Source organism: Bradyrhizobium sp. BR 1432 (assembly GCF_051547705.1).
In the GTDB taxonomy this organism is placed as follows: domain Bacteria; phylum Pseudomonadota; class Alphaproteobacteria; order Rhizobiales; family Xanthobacteraceae; genus Bradyrhizobium; species Bradyrhizobium zhanjiangense.
Window position 1 is genome coordinate 7,658,825 of the sequence record NZ_JBPUGF010000003.1, and the last position, 16,565, is coordinate 7,675,389.

Sequence of the window (16,565 nt, forward strand, 5' to 3'; positions counted from 1 at the left end):
GATCAGATTACGCCAATTGTTCGAAAAATCTCAAGTCGGTAGCCTGATGAGAACAGGTCGCAAAAGCGACTAGCCATTGGCGGAGGATGCATCCATGGAATTCGGCGTATTCATCTTGGCTCAGCAGCGCGGCTATCATCAAAGCTCGCAGCAGGTCATCCACAACGCTGTCGAACAGACCGTGGCGGCTGAAGAGGCCGGCTTCGATACCGCATGGTACGCCGAGCATCACTTCAACAATTACAGCCTGTGCCCCTCGCCGCTGATGATGGTGGCGCACTGCGCCGGCCTCACCAAGCGCATCCGGCTCGGCACCGCGGTCTGCGTGCTGCCGCTGTATCATCCGGCGCGGCTGCTCGGCGAGATCGGCTTTGCCGACACCGTTTCGAACGGCCGCCTCGATCTCGGCATCGGCTCGGGCTATCAGCAATTCGAGTTCGACCGCTTCGGTGTCGACCTCAAGGATTCGCACTCGCTGTTTGCCGAGTTCTACGACGTGCTGCATGCCGGCATGCAGGAGCGGATCTTTTCCTATGCCGGCCAGCACCTGAAGATTCCGCCGACCTCGATTGCCGTGCGCACCGTGCAGACCCCGATGCCGCCGATCTGGGTAACGTCCGGCCATGCCGAGACCCTCGGCCGCGCCATCCGCGACAACCACAATCTGTTCGTGACCGCTCTCCTCAATGGCACCGATGCCATCAAGGCACTGCGCGAGCGGCTCGAAGGCATTGCGGCCCAGGAAGGCCGGTCGATCGACGCCACCCGCTTCGGCTTCCTGCGCTGCGCCTATGCCAGCGACAATGACAGCGAGGTCACCTCCTATCTCGACAATGCCCGCTTCCAGCGCCGGCTCTCCGAAAGCCTGAAATTCCGCCGCGCCCAGAGCGACGACGGCTATCTGATCAAGGAACAGGCCGGGCCCAACGACATGAGCCTGGAGACGATGCGCAAGAACCTGCCGGTCGGCAGCGTCAATCAGGTGATCGACCGCATGCTGGAGGAAATCAGCATCCTCAAGCCGTCGCATATCGCGGTGCAGACCCAACTCGGCGACTTTGACCAGCGCACCATGCTGAAGCAGATCGAGCTGTGGGGCAGCAAGATCATCCCGGCGATCCGGAAGGAACTGCGCAGCGGCCGCAAGGATGCGAAGGTCGCCGGCGAAGCGGTGTCGGCTTGACGTCGGCAAGTCCGGAGGTGTTGGCCATGGCTCACCAGAAGTTTCCGCAAGGAACCGGTCGCCACTCGGTCGATGCGGCGGAGTTTCGTCGTGCCATGGGCAATCTGGCCGGCGGCGTCGCCATCGTGGCGACCGGCACGGATGCCGACCGGCGAGGGCTGACGGTCAGCTCGGTCACCTCGCTCTGCATGGATCCGCCCTGCCTGCTGGTCGGCATCAATGCGAGCTCCGAGACTCATGACGCGATCCTCGCCAATGGCAGCTTTGCCGTCAGCCTGCTCGGCAGCGGCCAGCAGGATCTGGCCCTGCGCTTCGCCGGCCGCGACGGCGTCAAGGGCGCCCAGCGTTTTGCGACCGCGCCCTGGGACCAGGGTCTGCTCGACGTTCCGGTGCTGCGGGATGCGATCGGCGCGGTCGAATGCGAGCTCTACCAACACCAGGCGGTTGGCACTCACGGCATCTTCATCGGCCGGATCGTGGCGACGCGCGGCGGCGACGGCGGCCCTCTGGTCAATTTCCAGGGCGCGCTGCGCACCCTGCTGCATTCGTGATAGAGACGGCGCGAAAGGGCAGAACCATGATCATCGCTTGCTCGTCCAACGAGGTCCGGCTGACCGAGCCGTCCGACTTCCGCAAGTTCAAGCTGGTGCTGAAAGGCAAAGCCGCCGCGCGAGCCGCCACGACGAGCGGAATCATCTTCGTCGATGACAGCAACGTGCTTGTCCCCATCGACCTTGCCCCGACACTGCCCGGACGCCCCGACGACAGGACGTGGGACGCGGCTTACGCCGACATGGTTGCGAAGGCTCGTGAGCATGGGTGGATCGAAACGACGAGCAATGCCATCCGAGCACATGTCGAACGCGAGCCCTAGCTTCGCGCCGTGATGTTTTTTTGGAGACCTTCACCAGGGAGGAAATCGGGGAACGGCTCAGGCTCACCGGGGCACGCACCATCGCAGAACGGTCGCCAACAATTTAACGACGTCCTCGCCTTGGAAACAACCTATCGCGAATGTAGCGCGAGGTCGGAGTCAATCTCGCGCCATGCGGCTTACGCCAAACTGCTCTATCGATCTCCTTCTTGTCGCCGACCTTCAAGCGCCCTGACACCTTCTTTGCCAGGAAAATCGCATCACTCATGCGGCGACCAGACCGGCGATTCTTCGCCTTCACTTCCTTCCAGAGTTTCAGCGGCCCAAGCTTCAGCTTGGGGAGCTCCTCCTTGATCTCACGACGAAGGCAGCGCCTGTCGCTCTCGCCGGCTCGCCGGCGGCCGCCTGGAAACATCCAGAGCCCGTCGCGCCTGCGTCTTACCATCAGGACGCGGCCTTTCTTTGCGACGACCAGCTTCGACGATTTCGCCATCACGACCAGTCCTGCTGCACCCGCTCTGCCAAGCTCTAGGCAAGATCGCGCTCATCTACGGGCAAATGATCGCCTTGATGATTCCATCTCGTCGCGCGACCTGTTGCTCGAAGGCGGCAGGCGTCTGGTCGAGCGAGAAGTGGTGCGTCGCCAGCGGCGTGAGCTTGACCTGCCCTCCCTGCGCAAGCGCGATGGCCCGCGGATAAACCTCCGGCATGCGACGCGAAAACTTGATCGACAAGCCCTTTCGGCGCGAACTCCGCACCGCTCAGGATGTACTGGTTGTTCTCGGGAATGCCGACGAGAACGAGCCGGCCGCCGATACGCGCACAGCGCGCCGCATGCTCGAAACCGTGCGATGAGTTCGGTCGCCTCGATCACCAGATCGACGCCGCGGCCTTCGGTGACGTCCGCGACCCCGGCGTAGCTACGGCACGCCACATCCGCGCCGAGGTCGCACGCCAGCGCAGTACGCTGCTCGACCGGGTCGATCGCAATGATCTTTCCGGCACCGGCGAGCCGCGCGAGTTGCACCAACAACACCCCCACCGGCCCGCAACCAAGCACCGCCACGGATTCAAGAAGTCGCGGACGCGCCAGGTCCATGGCGTGGATGGCGACGCCGAGTGTCTCCAGGATTGCTGCACCGGCCGGGTCGATGCTGTCAGGCACCAAATGCACGGCGGATCTCGGCACGCAGACAAATTCGGCCATGGCGCCGTTGTGGGGCGCATAGCCGAGGAACTTCACGTTGGGGCAAAGATTGGTATGGCCGCGGTGACACCATTCACAATGGCCGCAAGGAATGGAAGGATCGACCGCCACCAGCGCATCGGCCGACAGTCCCGCCTTGCGCGCCGAGTCCGGCGTGAGGACACCCGAGAATTCATGGCCCAGGACGAACGGCTTGACGCGCGTCGGGCCCGTCGTTCCACCCTCGAGGTAGGAATGCAGATCGCTGCCGCAGACACCGACCGCTTTGACGCGGACGATGAGATCGTCCTCCGCCACCGGCCTCGGTTCGGGAATATCGAGGACGCGGATATCGCGAATGTCCTGGAGCACCGCAGCGCGCATGTCGACGCCATCTCTCATTGAGCAATTGTCGTCCTTATATTACATATGTAATCATGACGTGACAAATGCTTTTGCACCTCTCCGGGACAGCACGGTGCGATCGCGCCAGGGTACGGATTTGACACTCGTTGCGAAAACGGGGCTATTTTTGCTTGTCGATCAGCTTCAGCGCGGCGACGGCGGCGTTCTCGTCCGTCACCAGGACCTTACCGATCCGGCCGCGTAGTACCGCGGCGATGATCGGCGCCTTGTTGAGGCCCCCGGCGATCAGCATCGAGGTCGGCACGCGCGCCAACTTTTCGAGCGGCAGCGCGATGGCGCGGCTGTTGATGCCGTGATCGATCGGCCGACCAGACTTGTCGAGAAATTGCGCGAGCACGTCGCCGACGGCGCCTGCGGCCCGCAAATGCTCGATGCGTACGTCCGGCGGCAGACCGTGCCGCACCAGCAGCGACCGCGGGGTCAGATCTCCCATGCTCAACAGCGCAAGATCGATCTGCTCGACGCTGTTCAGCACCTCCTGATAGACCTCCTGGGCCAGGAACGTATCGCGCGAGCGTCGGCTGCTGGCAAAAATCGGGGCGGCCAGATAGCTGCACTGGGCGTGCAGCCGGTGCGCGAGCTCGCCCGCGATTTCGAAGGTGTTGAGCTCGAGTCCGCGCGACAGGCCGCCCATCATGGAGACGATCGAGAGCTCGGGATAGTCCGCCGGCGTGACGTAGCGGATGGTCTCGCGCAAGGTAGCGCCCCAGCCGATACCGATGATACGCGGGCGCTTCTGCTCAAGGAATTTCGACAAATACGCTCCCGCCGCCATCCCGATCAGGCTTCCGACCTGCTCGGGGTTCTCCGGGGTCGGGATGACGACTGCGTCCTCGAGGCCGCACTCGCGACGCAACCGGTGCTCCAGCTCCGTGCAGCTCGCAAAGGCGGAGTTGAGGCTGATGTTGACGATGCCGGTCTGCCGGGCATCCGACAACATGCGGTTGACGCGCGCACGCGTCAGCCCCAGCCGCTCGCCGATCTCGGCCTGGGTCATGTTCTCCATGTAGTAGAGCCAAGCGACCCGCAGGATGGTTTGATCAGTCACGGCGCAGCCCCCCGCAGCGGCCTCAAGGCATAATCAGACGTCGAAGCATTTGAGGCGATCTTTCGGTGGTCGTCAAATGCGGGGCCATGCGGACGCTCGTCATGCGGCCTTCGCCCCCGGCACGCCGTCCTCGACCACAAAGGTCGTCAGCCGGCGTACGGCGCTCTTGACGTCCTTGACGTCGTCGAGCGCCTCGAATACCTACAGTGCAATGCCGGGTGTCGAGCTCGACGGTCGCATAGCCGCGCTTGTCGCCACGCGCATAGACGAGATGTTGATTTTCCGCCAGCGCCTTGCGCACACCGGTATCGCTCGGCCCGTCCGAGCTGATGGAGGTGCCGACGAACTCGGTCGCGATGGTCGGACCATCCGGCCGGGCAAAATCATGCTTCAGATCGGCGGTAAAGAAGGCGTGACGGTCGCCGCCGATCACGATCGGATTGCGTCGGCGAGGCGTGACGAGCGAATCAAGGAGACGACGGCGGGCATTGGGATAGCCGTCCCAGCCGTCCATCCAGAAATGCGCGCCATCGTCCCCTTCCCGCTTGTCCTGCGCCATCAATGTCTGCTGCGCGACGATCGTCCAGCGGCCGCGACAGTCGCGCAGGCGCGCATCAAGCCATTGTTCCTGTCGCTCGCCCAGCATCGTCCGCGCCTCGTCCGTCCGGCCTGCACAGTCGGTCGCCCAAGTCGGACGCCTGCTTCCGACACAGGCCGATGCCGAGCGATATTGCCGGTCGTCGAGCAGCAGCACGTCGAGCATGTCGCCGAAGCGATAGTGCTCGTAGATCGTGGCATCCGCGCCCCGTGGGCGGGCCGAAGGCGGCAGTGGCATGTGCTCGTAATAGGCCTGATAGGCTGCCGCACGGATCTTCAGGAGCTGGCCGGGATCGCGCACGGTGTAGGAGCGATCATTGGCATAGTCGTCCATCACCTCATGGTCATCCCAGACCGAAAGCCAAGGAAAGGCAGCGTGCGCCGCTTGCAGGTCAAGATCGCTCTTGTAGAGCGCGTAGCGGTTCCGAAATTCCTCCAGCGTCGTCGGGACCCCGACGCCGTGCTGGCGGACGTGGTGCGATCCCCAGGATTTCTCATAGATGTAGTCGCCGAGATGCACGACCAGGTCGAGATCGCGTGCGGCCATGTCGCGGTAGGCGGTAAAATAGCCTTGCTCGTATTGCTGGCAGGATGCGAAGGCAAAACGGAAAGGACGCCCGGACTCGGCCGGTGCGGTTCGAGTGCGACCGACCGGGCTAAGTGCCGGACCGGCGCGGAAGCGGTACCAGTAGACGCGATCGGGCCGCAATCCCGTCGCCTCGGCATGCACGGAATGTCCAAGCTCTGCGGTCGCACGCACGACGCCGCGGGAGGCGATGCGCGAGAAGGCCTCGTCCTCAGCAACCTGCCACTCGACGTCCACCGGAGCGTCCCGCATGCCGCCGCCTTCGAGAGGTTGTGGCGCAAGGCGGGTCCACAGGATGACGCCATCCTGTCGCGGGCATCCGGACGCAACACCGAGAGTGAACGGATCTGCACTGAAAGAGACCGGCGCTCCCCGTACGAACCCGGCCGGCGCAGCGAAGGCGACGCTCGCCAATGATCCCGCGAGAAAGCGGCGGCGGGCAATCATGGATGCGCGGGCGCGGTTGCGAGCTTGCGGCGAATGCTCACGGCGAGATCGGGCCGGTCGGTCGTGATCTGCCGCACTGGTTGGGCAAGCCAGTAGGCGATATCCTCCGGCTCATTCGTCACCCATGCGCCGAGACGCTCGGATCCCAGCACTTTGAGGGCGAGCGGCAGCGTGAGCCCCAGAAGCGATTTTTCAACCGCGACGATGCAGCCGGGAATGGCGGCAAATTGCGCCAGCGCCGACGCTATCCCGCCCATCATCTCCGCCGAACGGCGGTCGAGCGAGGCGAGCACCCGCGCCTCCGGCCATAGCCGGCGCACGGTCTCGATCACGCCCGGCACGAAGCAGGTGATGACGGCACGCCGTTCCAGACCCCGGCGCCTGATGTCGTCGATCAGCCGCGCCTCGAGACCCGAATAGGGATTGCCGAGCGCATCCGTCTTGATCTCGATGTGGAGCTCAAGCGTCGTTTCGACGAACACGTCGAGCACGTCGTCCAAGGTCGGAATGCACTCGTCGCCGGCGTCGCGAAGACGCGTCGCCGTCAAGCGTCTCAGGCTGCGCTCGCCAACCGGCCCGCTATCGAACGTGGTGCGGTCGAGCAGCGGATCATGAATCACGACCAGCCCGCCATCCGCGCTTTGATGGACGTCGAACTCGACCGCATCGACACCCTCCCTGCATAAGTTGCGGAAGCCCGTCAGGCTGTTCTCCGGCCAAAGATTGCGCGCGCCGCGATGCCCGGCGATGAAAACCATGATCGATCCCTACTTGCTGCTGTCGATAAGACCCTTGATGAACCAGCGCTGCAACAGCAGGACGACCAGCGCCGGCGGCAACATTGTGAGGAGCGCGCCGCTCATGGCGATGTTCCAGGCCGGCTCGCTGTCGGAGCGCGGAATCAGCCCCTTCAATGCAATGACCGCTGTGGCCATGTCCTTGTCGGTCGTGAACAGCAACGGCCAGAGATACTCGATTCCAGCCGAACAGGAACAGGATGATGGCGAGCGCCACCATGTTCGGCACCGACAGCGGCAGCAGGATGCTCCAGAAGAAATGCAGCGGCGACGCACCGTCCAGCCTCGCCGCCTCGCACAGCTCGTCTGGCACCGTCAGGAAGAATTGCCGAAACAGGAAAGTGGCGGTGGCCGAGGCGATCAGCGGCAGGATCAGCCCGGGATAGGTGTTGACCATGTTCCATTCGAGCGAGATCGCGATGTCGTGACCGCTGATCCGACCCCACAGATCCGCCACATGCAGGGTGTCGACGAGCCATTGCAGAGGCAGTGCTGCATTGGCCACGGCTTCGAAGGTCGGCACGATCCGAACCTCGATTGGCAGCATCAGCGAGACGAAGATGAGCCAGAATGCGAGCATTCGGTAGCGGAATCGAAAGTAGGTGATCGCGAAGGCCGACAGCAGCGATACCGCGATCTTTCCGGCGGTGATGCCGAGCGCCACGACGATAGAGTTGGTGAAGGTGCGGCTGAAATTGCCCTTGCTCCACGCCAATTGCAGATTGTCGAAGAACTGGCTGCCCGGGAGCCACGGCAGCGGCACCTTCTGCACCTCGGCGACCGTAAGCGAGCCCGCTACGAACGCGAAATACAGCGGAATGCAGACCGTCAGCGCACCGGCGATCAGGATCGCGTGGCAGACCATGCTAAGGACCGGTGAGCGCTCGACCATACTGCTAAACTCCGTAATTGACCTTGCGGTCGAAGTAGCGGAACTGCAGCAGCGTGCAGATCAGCGCGAAGCTCATCAAAAGAACCGATTGCGCGGCCGACGAGCCGAGGTCGAGATTGACGAAGCCATCGACGAAGACTTTGTAGACCAGGATGTTGGTTGCGCCGGCCGGACCGCCTTTGGTGACGGCATCGATGATGGCGAAGGTTTCGAAGAAGCCATAGATGAAGTTCATCACGGTGAGAAAGAAGATGGTAGGCCCGAGCATCGGCAGCGCGATCGAGACGAAGCGCCGGATCGGACCGGCGCCGTCCACCGCGGCGGCCTCCGTGAGCGATACCGGCACCGCGAGCAGACCCACGACCAGGAAGATGTAGTCGTAGCAGATGTGCTTCCATGACGCTGCGAGTGTAACCAGGATCAGTGCGTCGGTCGGATTGAGGTTGGGATCCCAGGCAATGCCGAACCCGTGCAGCACCTGAGCGAGCGGGCCAACCGCCGGATTGAACAGGAAGGCCCACAGGATACCGGCGATCGCGGGCGCAATCGCATAGGGCAACAGAATGATCGTGCGATAGATCGAACGACCGCGCACGATCCTGTCAGTGGCAAAGGCGAGCACCAGCGCGCTCCCCAGCGTGAGCACGTTCTGCCCCACCGTGAACCAGAACGTCACCGCGATCGACTGGCGATACTCGGTACTCGCAAACAGCATCTTGAAATTGTCGAACCACACGAACTGGACGCTGGTTCCAAAGGGATCACTGAGCAAGACGGATTGCATCAGCGCCCGCAGCGACGGGATGAAGAAGAAGAACAGTAGGATCAGCAATTGCGGCAGCAACAGCAACGTCGGCAGGCCGGGGCCATCGCCGAAATTGGCTCGCTTCAGTCCTGCCTCTTGCTCACGGCGCCGCGCCTTTGCGGGCGCTCGGGATCCGCCAGCCGTCGCACCGGTCCCGACCTTGGACTGGCCGCCCCCGTGCCTTCTCTGAAGCACGGGTGCGCGCCCATCACGCCAAGGAATGGATAGTCGTAAAGTCATGGACGCTCGGTTTCCGAAGTCTTCCCGGCGTTGAGCTTCTCGAATTGCCGCAAGATCTCGTTGCCTCGCTTGACCGCGTCATCCATCGCCTGTTGCGGCTGCTTCTGACCGGCAAAGACGGCCTCCACCTCCTGGCGCTGGGCCAGCATCGTCTGCACGAAATTGCCGAAGCGGAAGCCGCGCGAGTTCTCATTCGGCGTGCCACGCGAGAGCTGTAGCACAGCAATTTCTCTGGTCGGGTGATCCTTGTAGTAGCCACGTTCCCACGCAAGCGCATAGGCCCGGTTCGTGGCGGGAACGTAGCCGGTTGCGCCATGCCACCACACCTGGGTTTCCGGCTGGGCGACAAAGTTCAGAAAGGCCGCGACGGCCTCGTATCGATCCGGCGTGTGGCCCTTCAGGACCCAGATGGCGCCGCCGCCGATGGTGCTGTTGAGGGGCGGATTGACATCGCTCTCGTGCGGCAGGAAGCTGGCGCTCCAGTTGATGGTCGCATTGCGCTCGATATTGCCGTGCGATGCGGTCGAATTGACGAACGTCGCGCACCGTCCCGACGTGAACAATTGTTCTGGGCTGAAGCCCTGGCCCGCGATCTGCATCACGCCGTCGTCGAGCCACTTCTTCAAGCGCGCGACTTGCGAGACCACCTTGGTTTTGTTGTAGACGAACTCGGTCCCAAGCCCGTCAAAGCCGTTTGCGAGCGTGCCGTAAGGCTGGTTGTTGATGGCGCTGTAGTTCTCAAGCAGGCTCCAGTAGAAATCGCCGGGCAGCACCGTGCCGCATTCGCTAATCCCCTTGGACTTGATGGTGTAGAGCTGCTTCTCCAACTCCTGCCAGGTGTCGGCCGGCTTGTCGAAACCGGCCTTCTGGAAGTGATCCTTGTTGTACCAGAAGATCGGCGTCGACGAGTTGAAGGGCATCGCCGACATCCGACCCTTATAGCTCCAGAAGCTTGCCACGGGCTTGATGAAGTCCGAGAAGTCGATCTTGTAACCCTTCTGGTCCATCAAGTCCTGTACGGGTACTACGGCCCCCGAGAGCAGCATCGTCATGTAACCGCGCTCGGCGATCTGCACCATTTCCGGTGGCCGCTTGGCGCGATAAGCGGCGATCACCCCGTTGGTCACCTCGTCATAGTTGCCCTTGGCGACGGCGACGACGGTGTATTTGTCCTGCGATGTGTTGAACTTCTCGACAAGCTCATTGAGCCGGTCGGCCAGGACGCCGCTCATGGCGTGCCACCATTGCACCTCGACCCGCGCCTGTACCGGACCGACCAATGCCAACGCGCCGAACAAGGCCGCAATGAATGCGACTTTCCTACCCATAGGCAGCCCTCCCTGGCCGGGCAGGACGCCCGGCTTTTACATTTGTATTCCTATCATGACATATGTGTCGCGATGATGAAAGAGGGTCGGCTCGCGCCGGGCAGCTTTCGCCCGGCCTGGCGCGGGCACAGGCGAATTAGATAAAGCTTGCAAAGGCGTCCCGTTGCGCCGCTGTCAGATGCAAGCCATGTTTGGTACGCCGATCCAGAAAGTCCTGAGGCTCTCTGGCCCACTCGCTCTCGCGTAAAAACGTGGCCTCACGTTCGTAAAAGTCTCCACCGAAATGCCGACCGAGATCGGCCGAGACGCGGGCCGAACCAAGCAGTTCGCGCGCCCGCGTGCCATACAGGCGCGCATAATGGTGGATCAGCTTGCGCGGAAGGTCGGAATATTCGCCTGCCAGCTGGACGATGAAGGCATCGAAGTCACCACCGATGTCGCCGCCGGGCAGCGGCCTTCCCGCCGTCCAGCCCGGCGACATCTTCGGAAACCATGCCTCAAGTCGCTGCAACGCATGCTCCGCGAGCCGACGGTAGGTCGTGATCTTGCCACCGAAGATCGAGAGCAGCGGCGGCACGCCCTGCTCGCCGTGAACCTCGAAAACATAGTCGCGCGTCACCGCAGACGGGTTTTCGGCATTGTCGTCATAGAGCGGCCGAACACCGGAAAATGCATGGACGATCTCCTGCTCCGACGGGGGGACACGAAAGTAACGGCCCAACACGCCGAGCAGATAGGCGATCTCGGTGTCGTCGATCTCGACGTCCTCGGCGCGGCCATCATAGGAGATGTCCGTCGTGCCGATCAGTGCGAGGTCTTTCTCGTAAGGATTGACGAAGATGACGCGACGGTCCTCGTTCTGGAGCAGATAGGCCTGCGCTCCGCTCCAGAATTTCGGCACCACGATATGGCTGCCCTTGACCAGCCGCACATTGTGCGACGAATTCAGCCCGACGACATCTTGCACAACGTCCTGGACCCACGGCCCCGCCGCGTTGACCAGCGCGCGCGCCCGGACGGTGTGCCTGCCGCCGTCATCCCCCTGCATCTCCAGCTGCCATGCGTCACCTTCCCGGCGCGCACTTAGGGCGCGGGTGCGGGGCAGGATGATGGCGCCGTTGCGCGCGGCATCAACCAGATTGAGGATCACGAGCCGTGCGTCATCGACCCAGCAATCCGAATATTCAAAGCCGCGCCTGAATTCGGAGCGCAGCGGCGCGCCCTCCGACGCATGCGCGAGATCGAGACCCCTGCTCGACGGCAGCCGCTTGCGGCCGCCGAGATGGTCGTAGAGAAACAAGCCGGTGCGGATCAGCCAGGCCGGCCGCTGCTCCGGCGAATGCGGCAGCACGAAGCGCATCGGCCAGATGATGTGCGGCGCGGACGCGAGCAGCACCTCGCGCTCGATCAAGGCTTCGCGCACCAAGCGAAATTCATAATATTCAAGATAGCGCAAACCGCCGTGAACGAGCTTGCCCGAGCGCGACGAGGTGCCTTCGGCGAAGTCACCCTTCTCGCATAGCAGGACCTTCAGGCCGCGGCCCGCCGCATCGCGCGCGATGCCGGCTCCGTTGATGCCACCGCCAATAATCGCGATGTCGACCAGCCCATGATCCCTGCCCGCGTGCGGCGCAGCCTGCGTCATCACGTCCTGCTGCGCTTCTTCTCGATCCGTTGTCGCGCGGCCGCCCTTGCCGATGCGCCTGCCTTACCCGGCTTTGCCTTCGCCGTCTTGGATTTGGGCTGCTGGAGACCGTAGGTCGAGAAGCCCTTCGCCGTGTCGGCGATCTCCGCTTCGCTGAGAATGTGCGGCGATCCCAATGCCAGCGAGAGGTAATATTGGCGTGCGATGGTCTCGAGCTCGACCGCCAGCCACATCGCCTTGTCGAGGTTGGCGCCCACCGCGATCATGCCATGATTGGCCAGCAGGCAGCCGTTGCGGCCTTCGAGCGCGGCGAGCGCCAGCTCGGATAATTCCGCCGTGCCGTAGCGCGCGTAGCCGGCGCAGCGGATGTCATTGCCCCCGAACGCTGCCATCATGTAGTGGCACGCCGGGATCGGCTTGCGCGCGATCGCAAGCACCGTCGCGTAGGTGGAATGGGTATGGACGACGCTGCCGACGTCGGGACGGCCGCGCATGATGTCGAGATGGAAGCGCCATTCGGTCGACGGCTGCAACGGCCCATCCCAGGAGCCGTAGTCACTTTCAAGCGGCATCGAGGCGATCATCTCCGGCTTCATCGCGTCATAGGGCGTCGCCGATGGCGTGATCAGCATCCGATCCTTGTACCGGGCGGAGATGTTGCCTGACGTCCCCTGATTAAGCCCTGAAGCGTTCATCCATCGGCACTTGGCGATGATCGCCTCGCGCAACTGTCGCTCCTCACGGGTCATGGCAAGATACCTTTCGTCTTCAGCACGGATTGAGTGGCGGCTCGCCGGCGAGATAGCGGCGAACCTCCTCGGCTGCCTGATCGGCAGCAATGGTGACGGTGCGCAACGAGGCCCCCGCAATGTGGGGCGTCAGCGTGACGTTGGGCAGCTGCAGGAGCGGCCAGTCGGCCGGCACCGGCTCCACGGCAAAGGTGTCGAGCATGGCCCCGCCGAGCCGCCCGGTGGAAAGCGCCTCGTAGAGCGCCGTGTAGTCGACCAAGGGCCCGCGCGCCGTATTGATGAAGATGGCGCCCGGCTTGACCTGCGCCAACGCCGCGCGATCGATGAAGCCGGTGGTCTCGGCGGTCACCCGCGCATGCAGGCTGATCACGTCGGCGCGCGCCAAGAGCTTGCTCAAGCCGACGTGCTCGACGCCGTCATTGCGATCTTGCACACTGAGCTGGACGTATGGGTCCGCCACCAGGATCCTACAGCCGAATGCCTTGAGCAGTTTCACCACGCGGGTGCCAATCGCGCCATAGCCGACGATGCCGACGGTCATCTCGCCGAGCTCGCGCCCGGTGCGATCGGCGCGGTAGAGATCGCCACGCCATTCGCCGCCGCGTAAGGATTCGTGCCCGCTGCGGATCAGGCGCGTTTCGGCGAGAATGGCGCCGATGGTGAACTCGGCCACAGCACTGGCATTGCGGCCGGGCGTGTTGACCACGAGCACCTTGTGATCGCGCGCTGCCTGCATGTCAATGTTGACCGGACCGCCGCGCGACACCGCAATGAACTTAAGCTTCGGCAGCCGCTGCAGCATCGACCGCGAGATCGGCGCGAGATGCGTGACCAGCAGCGCGGCGTCGCCGATGAAATCCGCGACCTCGTCGGGGTCGCCCATGAACTCCTTCAATCCGTCGAGCTTGGAGCCGGCATAGCCGTGCTCCATCGGCTCGTCCGGCCAGGGCTGCTCCAGGATGCGGATGTCGATGCCGTTGCTGCCGCAAGCCGCCGTGATCCGTTCGGCAAAGACGCTCGGCAGCATGAAGCGGTCACCGACGATGGCAATGATCTTAGGCATGACCGGCTCCCGCACGCACGGCCGCGAGTTGCTTCCAGACCGGCCGCGCCGCGAGCCTGGCCTCGAGATAGGCCGGAAACAGCCGCGCATAGTGCGACGCCAAGACCGCATCCGGCGTTTGCGGCGCGGCGAGATACGGCCGCACCCACACATCCGCACAGGCCGCCATGTCCGGATAGAGGCCGGTCGCCACTGCCGCGATCATGGCGGCGCCCGCAGCTCCCGCTTCGCCGCGACTACAGACACGAACGTTGCATTCCAGCGCAGCACCGAGGATCGCGCCGAGCGCCCGGCTTCGCGCCGCGCCACCGGTGATGCGCACGTCCCGCGGCAGCGCGCCCATCGCGGCGTAGCAATCACGGGCGGCGAAGGCGAGCCCTTCCATGACCGCGCGCATCAGATCCCAATAGCCGTGGCGTGTGCGCAAGCCCAGGAATTGTGCGCAGGCTTCATGGGCGACGAATGGGCCGCGCTCGCCGGCATCGGAAATGAAGGGATGGAATAGGAGCTCGCCGGGCCGCGCCTCGAGCACGTGGTCGTCGAGTCGACGGATCAGGTCGGCGCGCGAACGCGTAATGCCCTCGGCGGCGAGCAGGTCGCGCGCGAGGTCGAGGAGCCAGTCGATGTTCAGCGTCGCCGCCATGTTCGATTGCATCTGGGCATAGTGACCGGAGACCGGAAACGGCATGGTATAGCCGGTCGCCTCGGCGTTGAGGACCACCGCATCGGCGCTTGGCGCCAGCCGCATATGCATGCCGGTCGATCCGATGATGGTGCAACCGACATCCGGCGCCGGATCGTAGAGCCCGGCCCCCAGCGCGTTGCAGATGACGTCGACATAGCCGAGCGAGACCGGAACGCCCTGCGGCAGTCCGATCTCGAGCGCCGCGCTGGCATTCAGCGGATGCGTAGTCACGACGCCGTCGACGACGTCCGGAAACAGGGCCATGCAATCGGTGATACCGATCAAGCGCGCCGTTTCCGCGTCAAAGCGGCGCTTGCGGAAATCGCCGCAGGAGAACGTCGCCTCCGACGGATCGGTCGCACGCTCGCCGGTGAGCAGGAAATAGAGCCAGTCCTTGCAATGAAAGGCCGTGCGGGCGCGCGACAGGCTGTCGGGCGCATGCGCCTGCAACCAGGCCAGTTGCGGCCCCTGCTGGCAGGCGTTCAGCCCCGAGCCGGTCCGCCGATAGAGCGCCGCATTGCGCTCGCTGGCGCGGATGTCCCCGACGAGACTGGCAGCACGCGAGTCGAGCCAGAGCAGGGCCGGCGCGACGGGATGCCCATCATCGTCGATCAGCCAGGTGCCATCGCCCTGCCCTGTCACCGCGATGGCGGCGAGCCGTGAGGCAAGATCGGGTATCGCCGCTCCCAGACCGCGCAGTGCGGCGATAGTATCGTTCCAGGTCCGCGCCATGTCCTGCTCGACATGTCCGCCGGTCGACGTCGTGTAGCTGTTCGGAAGCGCGTATTCGCCGAGCTGCCGGCCATCGCGCGTGAACGCGACCGTCTTGATCAAGGACGTGCCGGCATCAATGCCGATGATGACGTCGCGACCCGGCTCGGTGCTCATGATCAAGCTGCCTCCGCGTGGCGAATGCAGTTGCCGTCGGCGCCGAACACATGAAGGTGCCGCGTCTCCAGCGCGAAGGGAATAATGTCTCCGGGTCGCGCGGCGATCTTGTTCGGCGTCACCGCGATGAGGAGACGGCCCTCGCGTTCGCCTGCGACATGCGACTGGTCGCCGAGCCACTGGTTTGAGACGACGCGCACGCGCACATCCCCGTGGCCGACGGAAATCTTCTGCGGCCTGATGCCGATCCGGACACGCGGGCTCTGCTCGAGCGCGCGGCCCGCGGCCGGGTCGAGCGTCCGCCCGTCGAGCTGGAACGCGACATCCGGGCCGATCGAGAGACGGAAGCCGCCATCGGCGCGAGCGACTTCGGTCTCGAGCAGGTTCATCGGTGGCTCGCCGATGAAGCTCGCAACGAACAAATTCGCGGGATGATCCTTCAACTCCCGTTCGCTTGCGAACTGCTGAAGCACGCCGTCTTCCATGACTGCGATACGGTCGGCGAGCGCGCTCGCCTCGGTCTGGTCATGGGTGACGAATATCGCCGTCATCCCCCGCTCGGCAAGCAGCCCCTTGATCCGGCCGCGCAGCACCGCGCGGAGCTGCGGCTCGAGCTGGCCCATCGGCTCGTCCAACAGATACAGATCGGCGTCGCGCACCAAGGCGCGCGCCAGCGAGACGCGTTGCTGGCTGCCCCCCGGAGATCGAGCGCGGATAGCTGTCGAGAATGTCCTCGATTTCCACCAGCCGCGCGATCGCTTCGACCCGGCGGGAAACCTCGCCATGCGAGAGCTGCTGCGCCTTCAAGGCGAAGGCGATGTTTTCGCGAACGGTGAGCGGCGGGTAGAGCGAATAGCCTTCAAAGGCCATCGCCACCTTGCGCCTCGCCGGCGGCAATTCGTCGATTCGGCGCTGGCCGAGCGTGATCGTCCCCGAGGTGACGCTCTCGAAGCCCGCGATCATCCGCAGGGTCGAGGTCTTGCCGCAGCCCGACGACCCCAACAGCGCGACGATCTCCCCCTTGTCGACCTCCATATCCAGCGCGCGCACGGCGTGAACCGGCGGCTTGCCGCGGCTCTGGTAGACCTTGTCGACCTTCCTGATCTCCAGCACGCCCATGCTCACA

At 64.0% G+C, this 16,565-nt stretch carries 16 protein-coding genes and 1 pseudogene; 3 read left to right on the forward strand and 14 right to left on the reverse strand.

The window, feature by feature from the left end:
* Positions 1-94 precede the first annotated feature (94 nt).
* Genes ACSKB8_RS37225 through ACSKB8_RS37235 form a run of 3 tightly spaced genes read left to right on the forward strand, consistent with a single transcriptional unit; the run spans position 95 to position 2,057 of the window.
* Complete coding sequence (locus ACSKB8_RS37225) at positions 95-1,183, forward strand: LLM class flavin-dependent oxidoreductase (RefSeq protein ID WP_438109475.1); 1,089 nt, start codon at positions 95-97, stop codon at positions 1,181-1,183.
* Between the two features lie 26 nt (positions 1,184-1,209).
* Positions 1,210-1,734 carry a flavin reductase family protein gene (locus ACSKB8_RS37230; RefSeq protein ID WP_438109476.1) on the forward strand — a complete coding sequence of 175 codons (525 nt, stop codon included), beginning with the start codon at positions 1,210-1,212 and terminating at the stop codon, positions 1,732-1,734.
* A gap of 26 nt (positions 1,735-1,760) precedes the next feature.
* The gene (locus ACSKB8_RS37235; RefSeq protein ID WP_438109477.1) at positions 1,761-2,057 is read left to right on the forward strand and encodes a hypothetical protein; all 297 of its coding nucleotides are present in this window, start codon (positions 1,761-1,763) and stop codon (positions 2,055-2,057) included.
* 103 nt (positions 2,058-2,160) lie between these two features.
* On the opposite strand, the gene ACSKB8_RS37240 is transcribed toward ACSKB8_RS37235, so the two are convergent.
* From ACSKB8_RS37240 to ACSKB8_RS37305, 14 genes and pseudogenes are all read right to left on the reverse strand, one after another.
* Positions 2,161-2,550, reverse strand: coding sequence for an NUDIX hydrolase (locus tag ACSKB8_RS37240; RefSeq protein WP_128934670.1), 390 nt, complete (start codon positions 2,548-2,550; stop codon positions 2,161-2,163).
* 51 nt (positions 2,551-2,601) lie between these two features.
* Positions 2,602-3,627 (reverse strand): zinc-dependent alcohol dehydrogenase, encoded by a 1,026-nt coding sequence (locus ACSKB8_RS37245; RefSeq protein WP_438109478.1) that lies wholly within the window; start codon positions 3,625-3,627, stop codon positions 2,602-2,604.
* Positions 3,628-3,769: 142 nt separating this feature from the next.
* Complete coding sequence (locus tag ACSKB8_RS37250; protein ID WP_438109479.1) at positions 3,770-4,717, reverse strand: sugar-binding transcriptional regulator; 948 nt, start codon at positions 4,715-4,717, stop codon at positions 3,770-3,772.
* Between the two features lie 22 nt (positions 4,718-4,739).
* A complete protein-coding gene (locus ACSKB8_RS37255) occupies positions 4,740-6,347 on the reverse strand; it encodes an alkaline phosphatase D family protein (protein WP_438109480.1) in 1,608 nt (535 codons plus the stop codon).
* The gene (locus ACSKB8_RS37260; protein ID WP_370988515.1) at positions 6,344-7,105 is read right to left on the reverse strand and encodes a glycerophosphodiester phosphodiesterase family protein; all 762 of its coding nucleotides are present in this window, start codon (positions 7,103-7,105) and stop codon (positions 6,344-6,346) included. The genes ACSKB8_RS37255 and ACSKB8_RS37260 overlap by 4 nt, the downstream gene beginning before the upstream one ends.
* Positions 7,106-7,114: 9 nt before the next feature.
* A pseudogene (locus ACSKB8_RS37265) lies at positions 7,115-8,036 on the reverse strand (ABC transporter permease subunit).
* Between the two features lie 4 nt (positions 8,037-8,040).
* Positions 8,041-8,928, reverse strand: coding sequence for an ABC transporter permease subunit (locus tag ACSKB8_RS37270; protein ID WP_438110830.1), 888 nt, complete (start codon positions 8,926-8,928; stop codon positions 8,041-8,043).
* A gap of 149 nt (positions 8,929-9,077) precedes the next feature.
* A complete protein-coding gene (locus ACSKB8_RS37275; protein ID WP_438109481.1) occupies positions 9,078-10,409 on the reverse strand; it encodes an extracellular solute-binding protein in 1,332 nt (443 codons plus the stop codon).
* 136 nt (positions 10,410-10,545) lie between these two features.
* Positions 10,546-12,054 (reverse strand): glycerol-3-phosphate dehydrogenase, encoded by a 1,509-nt coding sequence (locus ACSKB8_RS37280; protein ID WP_438109482.1) that lies wholly within the window; start codon positions 12,052-12,054, stop codon positions 10,546-10,548.
* Complete coding sequence (locus ACSKB8_RS37285) at positions 12,054-12,803, reverse strand: class II aldolase/adducin family protein (RefSeq protein ID WP_438109483.1); 750 nt, start codon at positions 12,801-12,803, stop codon at positions 12,054-12,056. The genes ACSKB8_RS37280 and ACSKB8_RS37285 overlap by 1 nt, the downstream gene beginning before the upstream one ends.
* A gap of 19 nt (positions 12,804-12,822) precedes the next feature.
* Entirely contained in the window at positions 12,823-13,866 is a 1,044-nt protein-coding gene (locus tag ACSKB8_RS37290) for a 2-hydroxyacid dehydrogenase (RefSeq protein ID WP_438109484.1), read from the reverse strand.
* Complete coding sequence (locus tag ACSKB8_RS37295; protein ID WP_438109485.1) at positions 13,859-15,439, reverse strand: FGGY family carbohydrate kinase; 1,581 nt, start codon at positions 15,437-15,439, stop codon at positions 13,859-13,861. The genes ACSKB8_RS37290 and ACSKB8_RS37295 overlap by 8 nt, the downstream gene beginning before the upstream one ends.
* A 2-nt stretch (positions 15,440-15,441) precedes the next feature.
* The gene (locus tag ACSKB8_RS37300) at positions 15,442-15,990 is read right to left on the reverse strand and encodes a TOBE domain-containing protein (protein WP_438109486.1); all 549 of its coding nucleotides are present in this window, start codon (positions 15,988-15,990) and stop codon (positions 15,442-15,444) included.
* Positions 15,965-16,558: an ATP-binding cassette domain-containing protein gene (locus ACSKB8_RS37305; RefSeq protein WP_438110832.1), complete on the reverse strand. Its 594-nt coding sequence runs from the start codon at positions 16,556-16,558 to the stop codon at positions 15,965-15,967. The genes ACSKB8_RS37300 and ACSKB8_RS37305 overlap by 26 nt, the downstream gene beginning before the upstream one ends.
* Positions 16,559-16,565: the final 7 nt, after the last annotated feature.

Coding starts and splice junctions, on each gene's coding strand:
- ACSKB8_RS37225 (WP_438109475.1), top strand. CDS start 95: ATGGAATTCGGCGTATTCATCTTGGCTCAGCAGCGCGGCTATCATCAA.
- ACSKB8_RS37230 (WP_438109476.1), top strand. CDS start 1,210: ATGGCTCACCAGAAGTTTCCGCAAGGAACCGGTCGCCACTCGGTCGAT.
- ACSKB8_RS37235 (WP_438109477.1), top strand. CDS start 1,761: ATGATCATCGCTTGCTCGTCCAACGAGGTCCGGCTGACCGAGCCGTCC.
- ACSKB8_RS37240 (WP_128934670.1), bottom strand. CDS start 2,550: ATGGCGAAATCGTCGAAGCTGGTCGTCGCAAAGAAAGGCCGCGTCCTG.
- ACSKB8_RS37245 (WP_438109478.1), bottom strand. CDS start 3,627: ATGCGCGCTGCGGTGCTCCAGGACATTCGCGATATCCGCGTCCTCGAT.
- ACSKB8_RS37255 (WP_438109480.1), bottom strand. CDS start 6,347: ATGATTGCCCGCCGCCGCTTTCTCGCGGGATCATTGGCGAGCGTCGCC.
- ACSKB8_RS37260 (WP_370988515.1), bottom strand. CDS start 7,105: ATGGTTTTCATCGCCGGGCATCGCGGCGCGCGCAATCTTTGGCCGGAG.
- ACSKB8_RS37275 (WP_438109481.1), bottom strand. CDS start 10,409: ATGGGTAGGAAAGTCGCATTCATTGCGGCCTTGTTCGGCGCGTTGGCA.
- ACSKB8_RS37280 (WP_438109482.1), bottom strand. CDS start 12,054: ATGACGCAGGCTGCGCCGCACGCGGGCAGGGATCATGGGCTGGTCGAC.
- ACSKB8_RS37285 (WP_438109483.1), bottom strand. CDS start 12,803: ATGACCCGTGAGGAGCGACAGTTGCGCGAGGCGATCATCGCCAAGTGC.
- ACSKB8_RS37290 (WP_438109484.1), bottom strand. CDS start 13,866: ATGCCTAAGATCATTGCCATCGTCGGTGACCGCTTCATGCTGCCGAGC.
- ACSKB8_RS37295 (WP_438109485.1), bottom strand. CDS start 15,439: ATGAGCACCGAGCCGGGTCGCGACGTCATCATCGGCATTGATGCCGGC.
- ACSKB8_RS37300 (WP_438109486.1), bottom strand. CDS start 15,990: ATGACGGCGATATTCGTCACCCATGACCAGACCGAGGCGAGCGCGCTC.
- ACSKB8_RS37305 (WP_438110832.1), bottom strand. CDS start 16,558: ATGGGCGTGCTGGAGATCAGGAAGGTCGACAAGGTCTACCAGAGCCGC.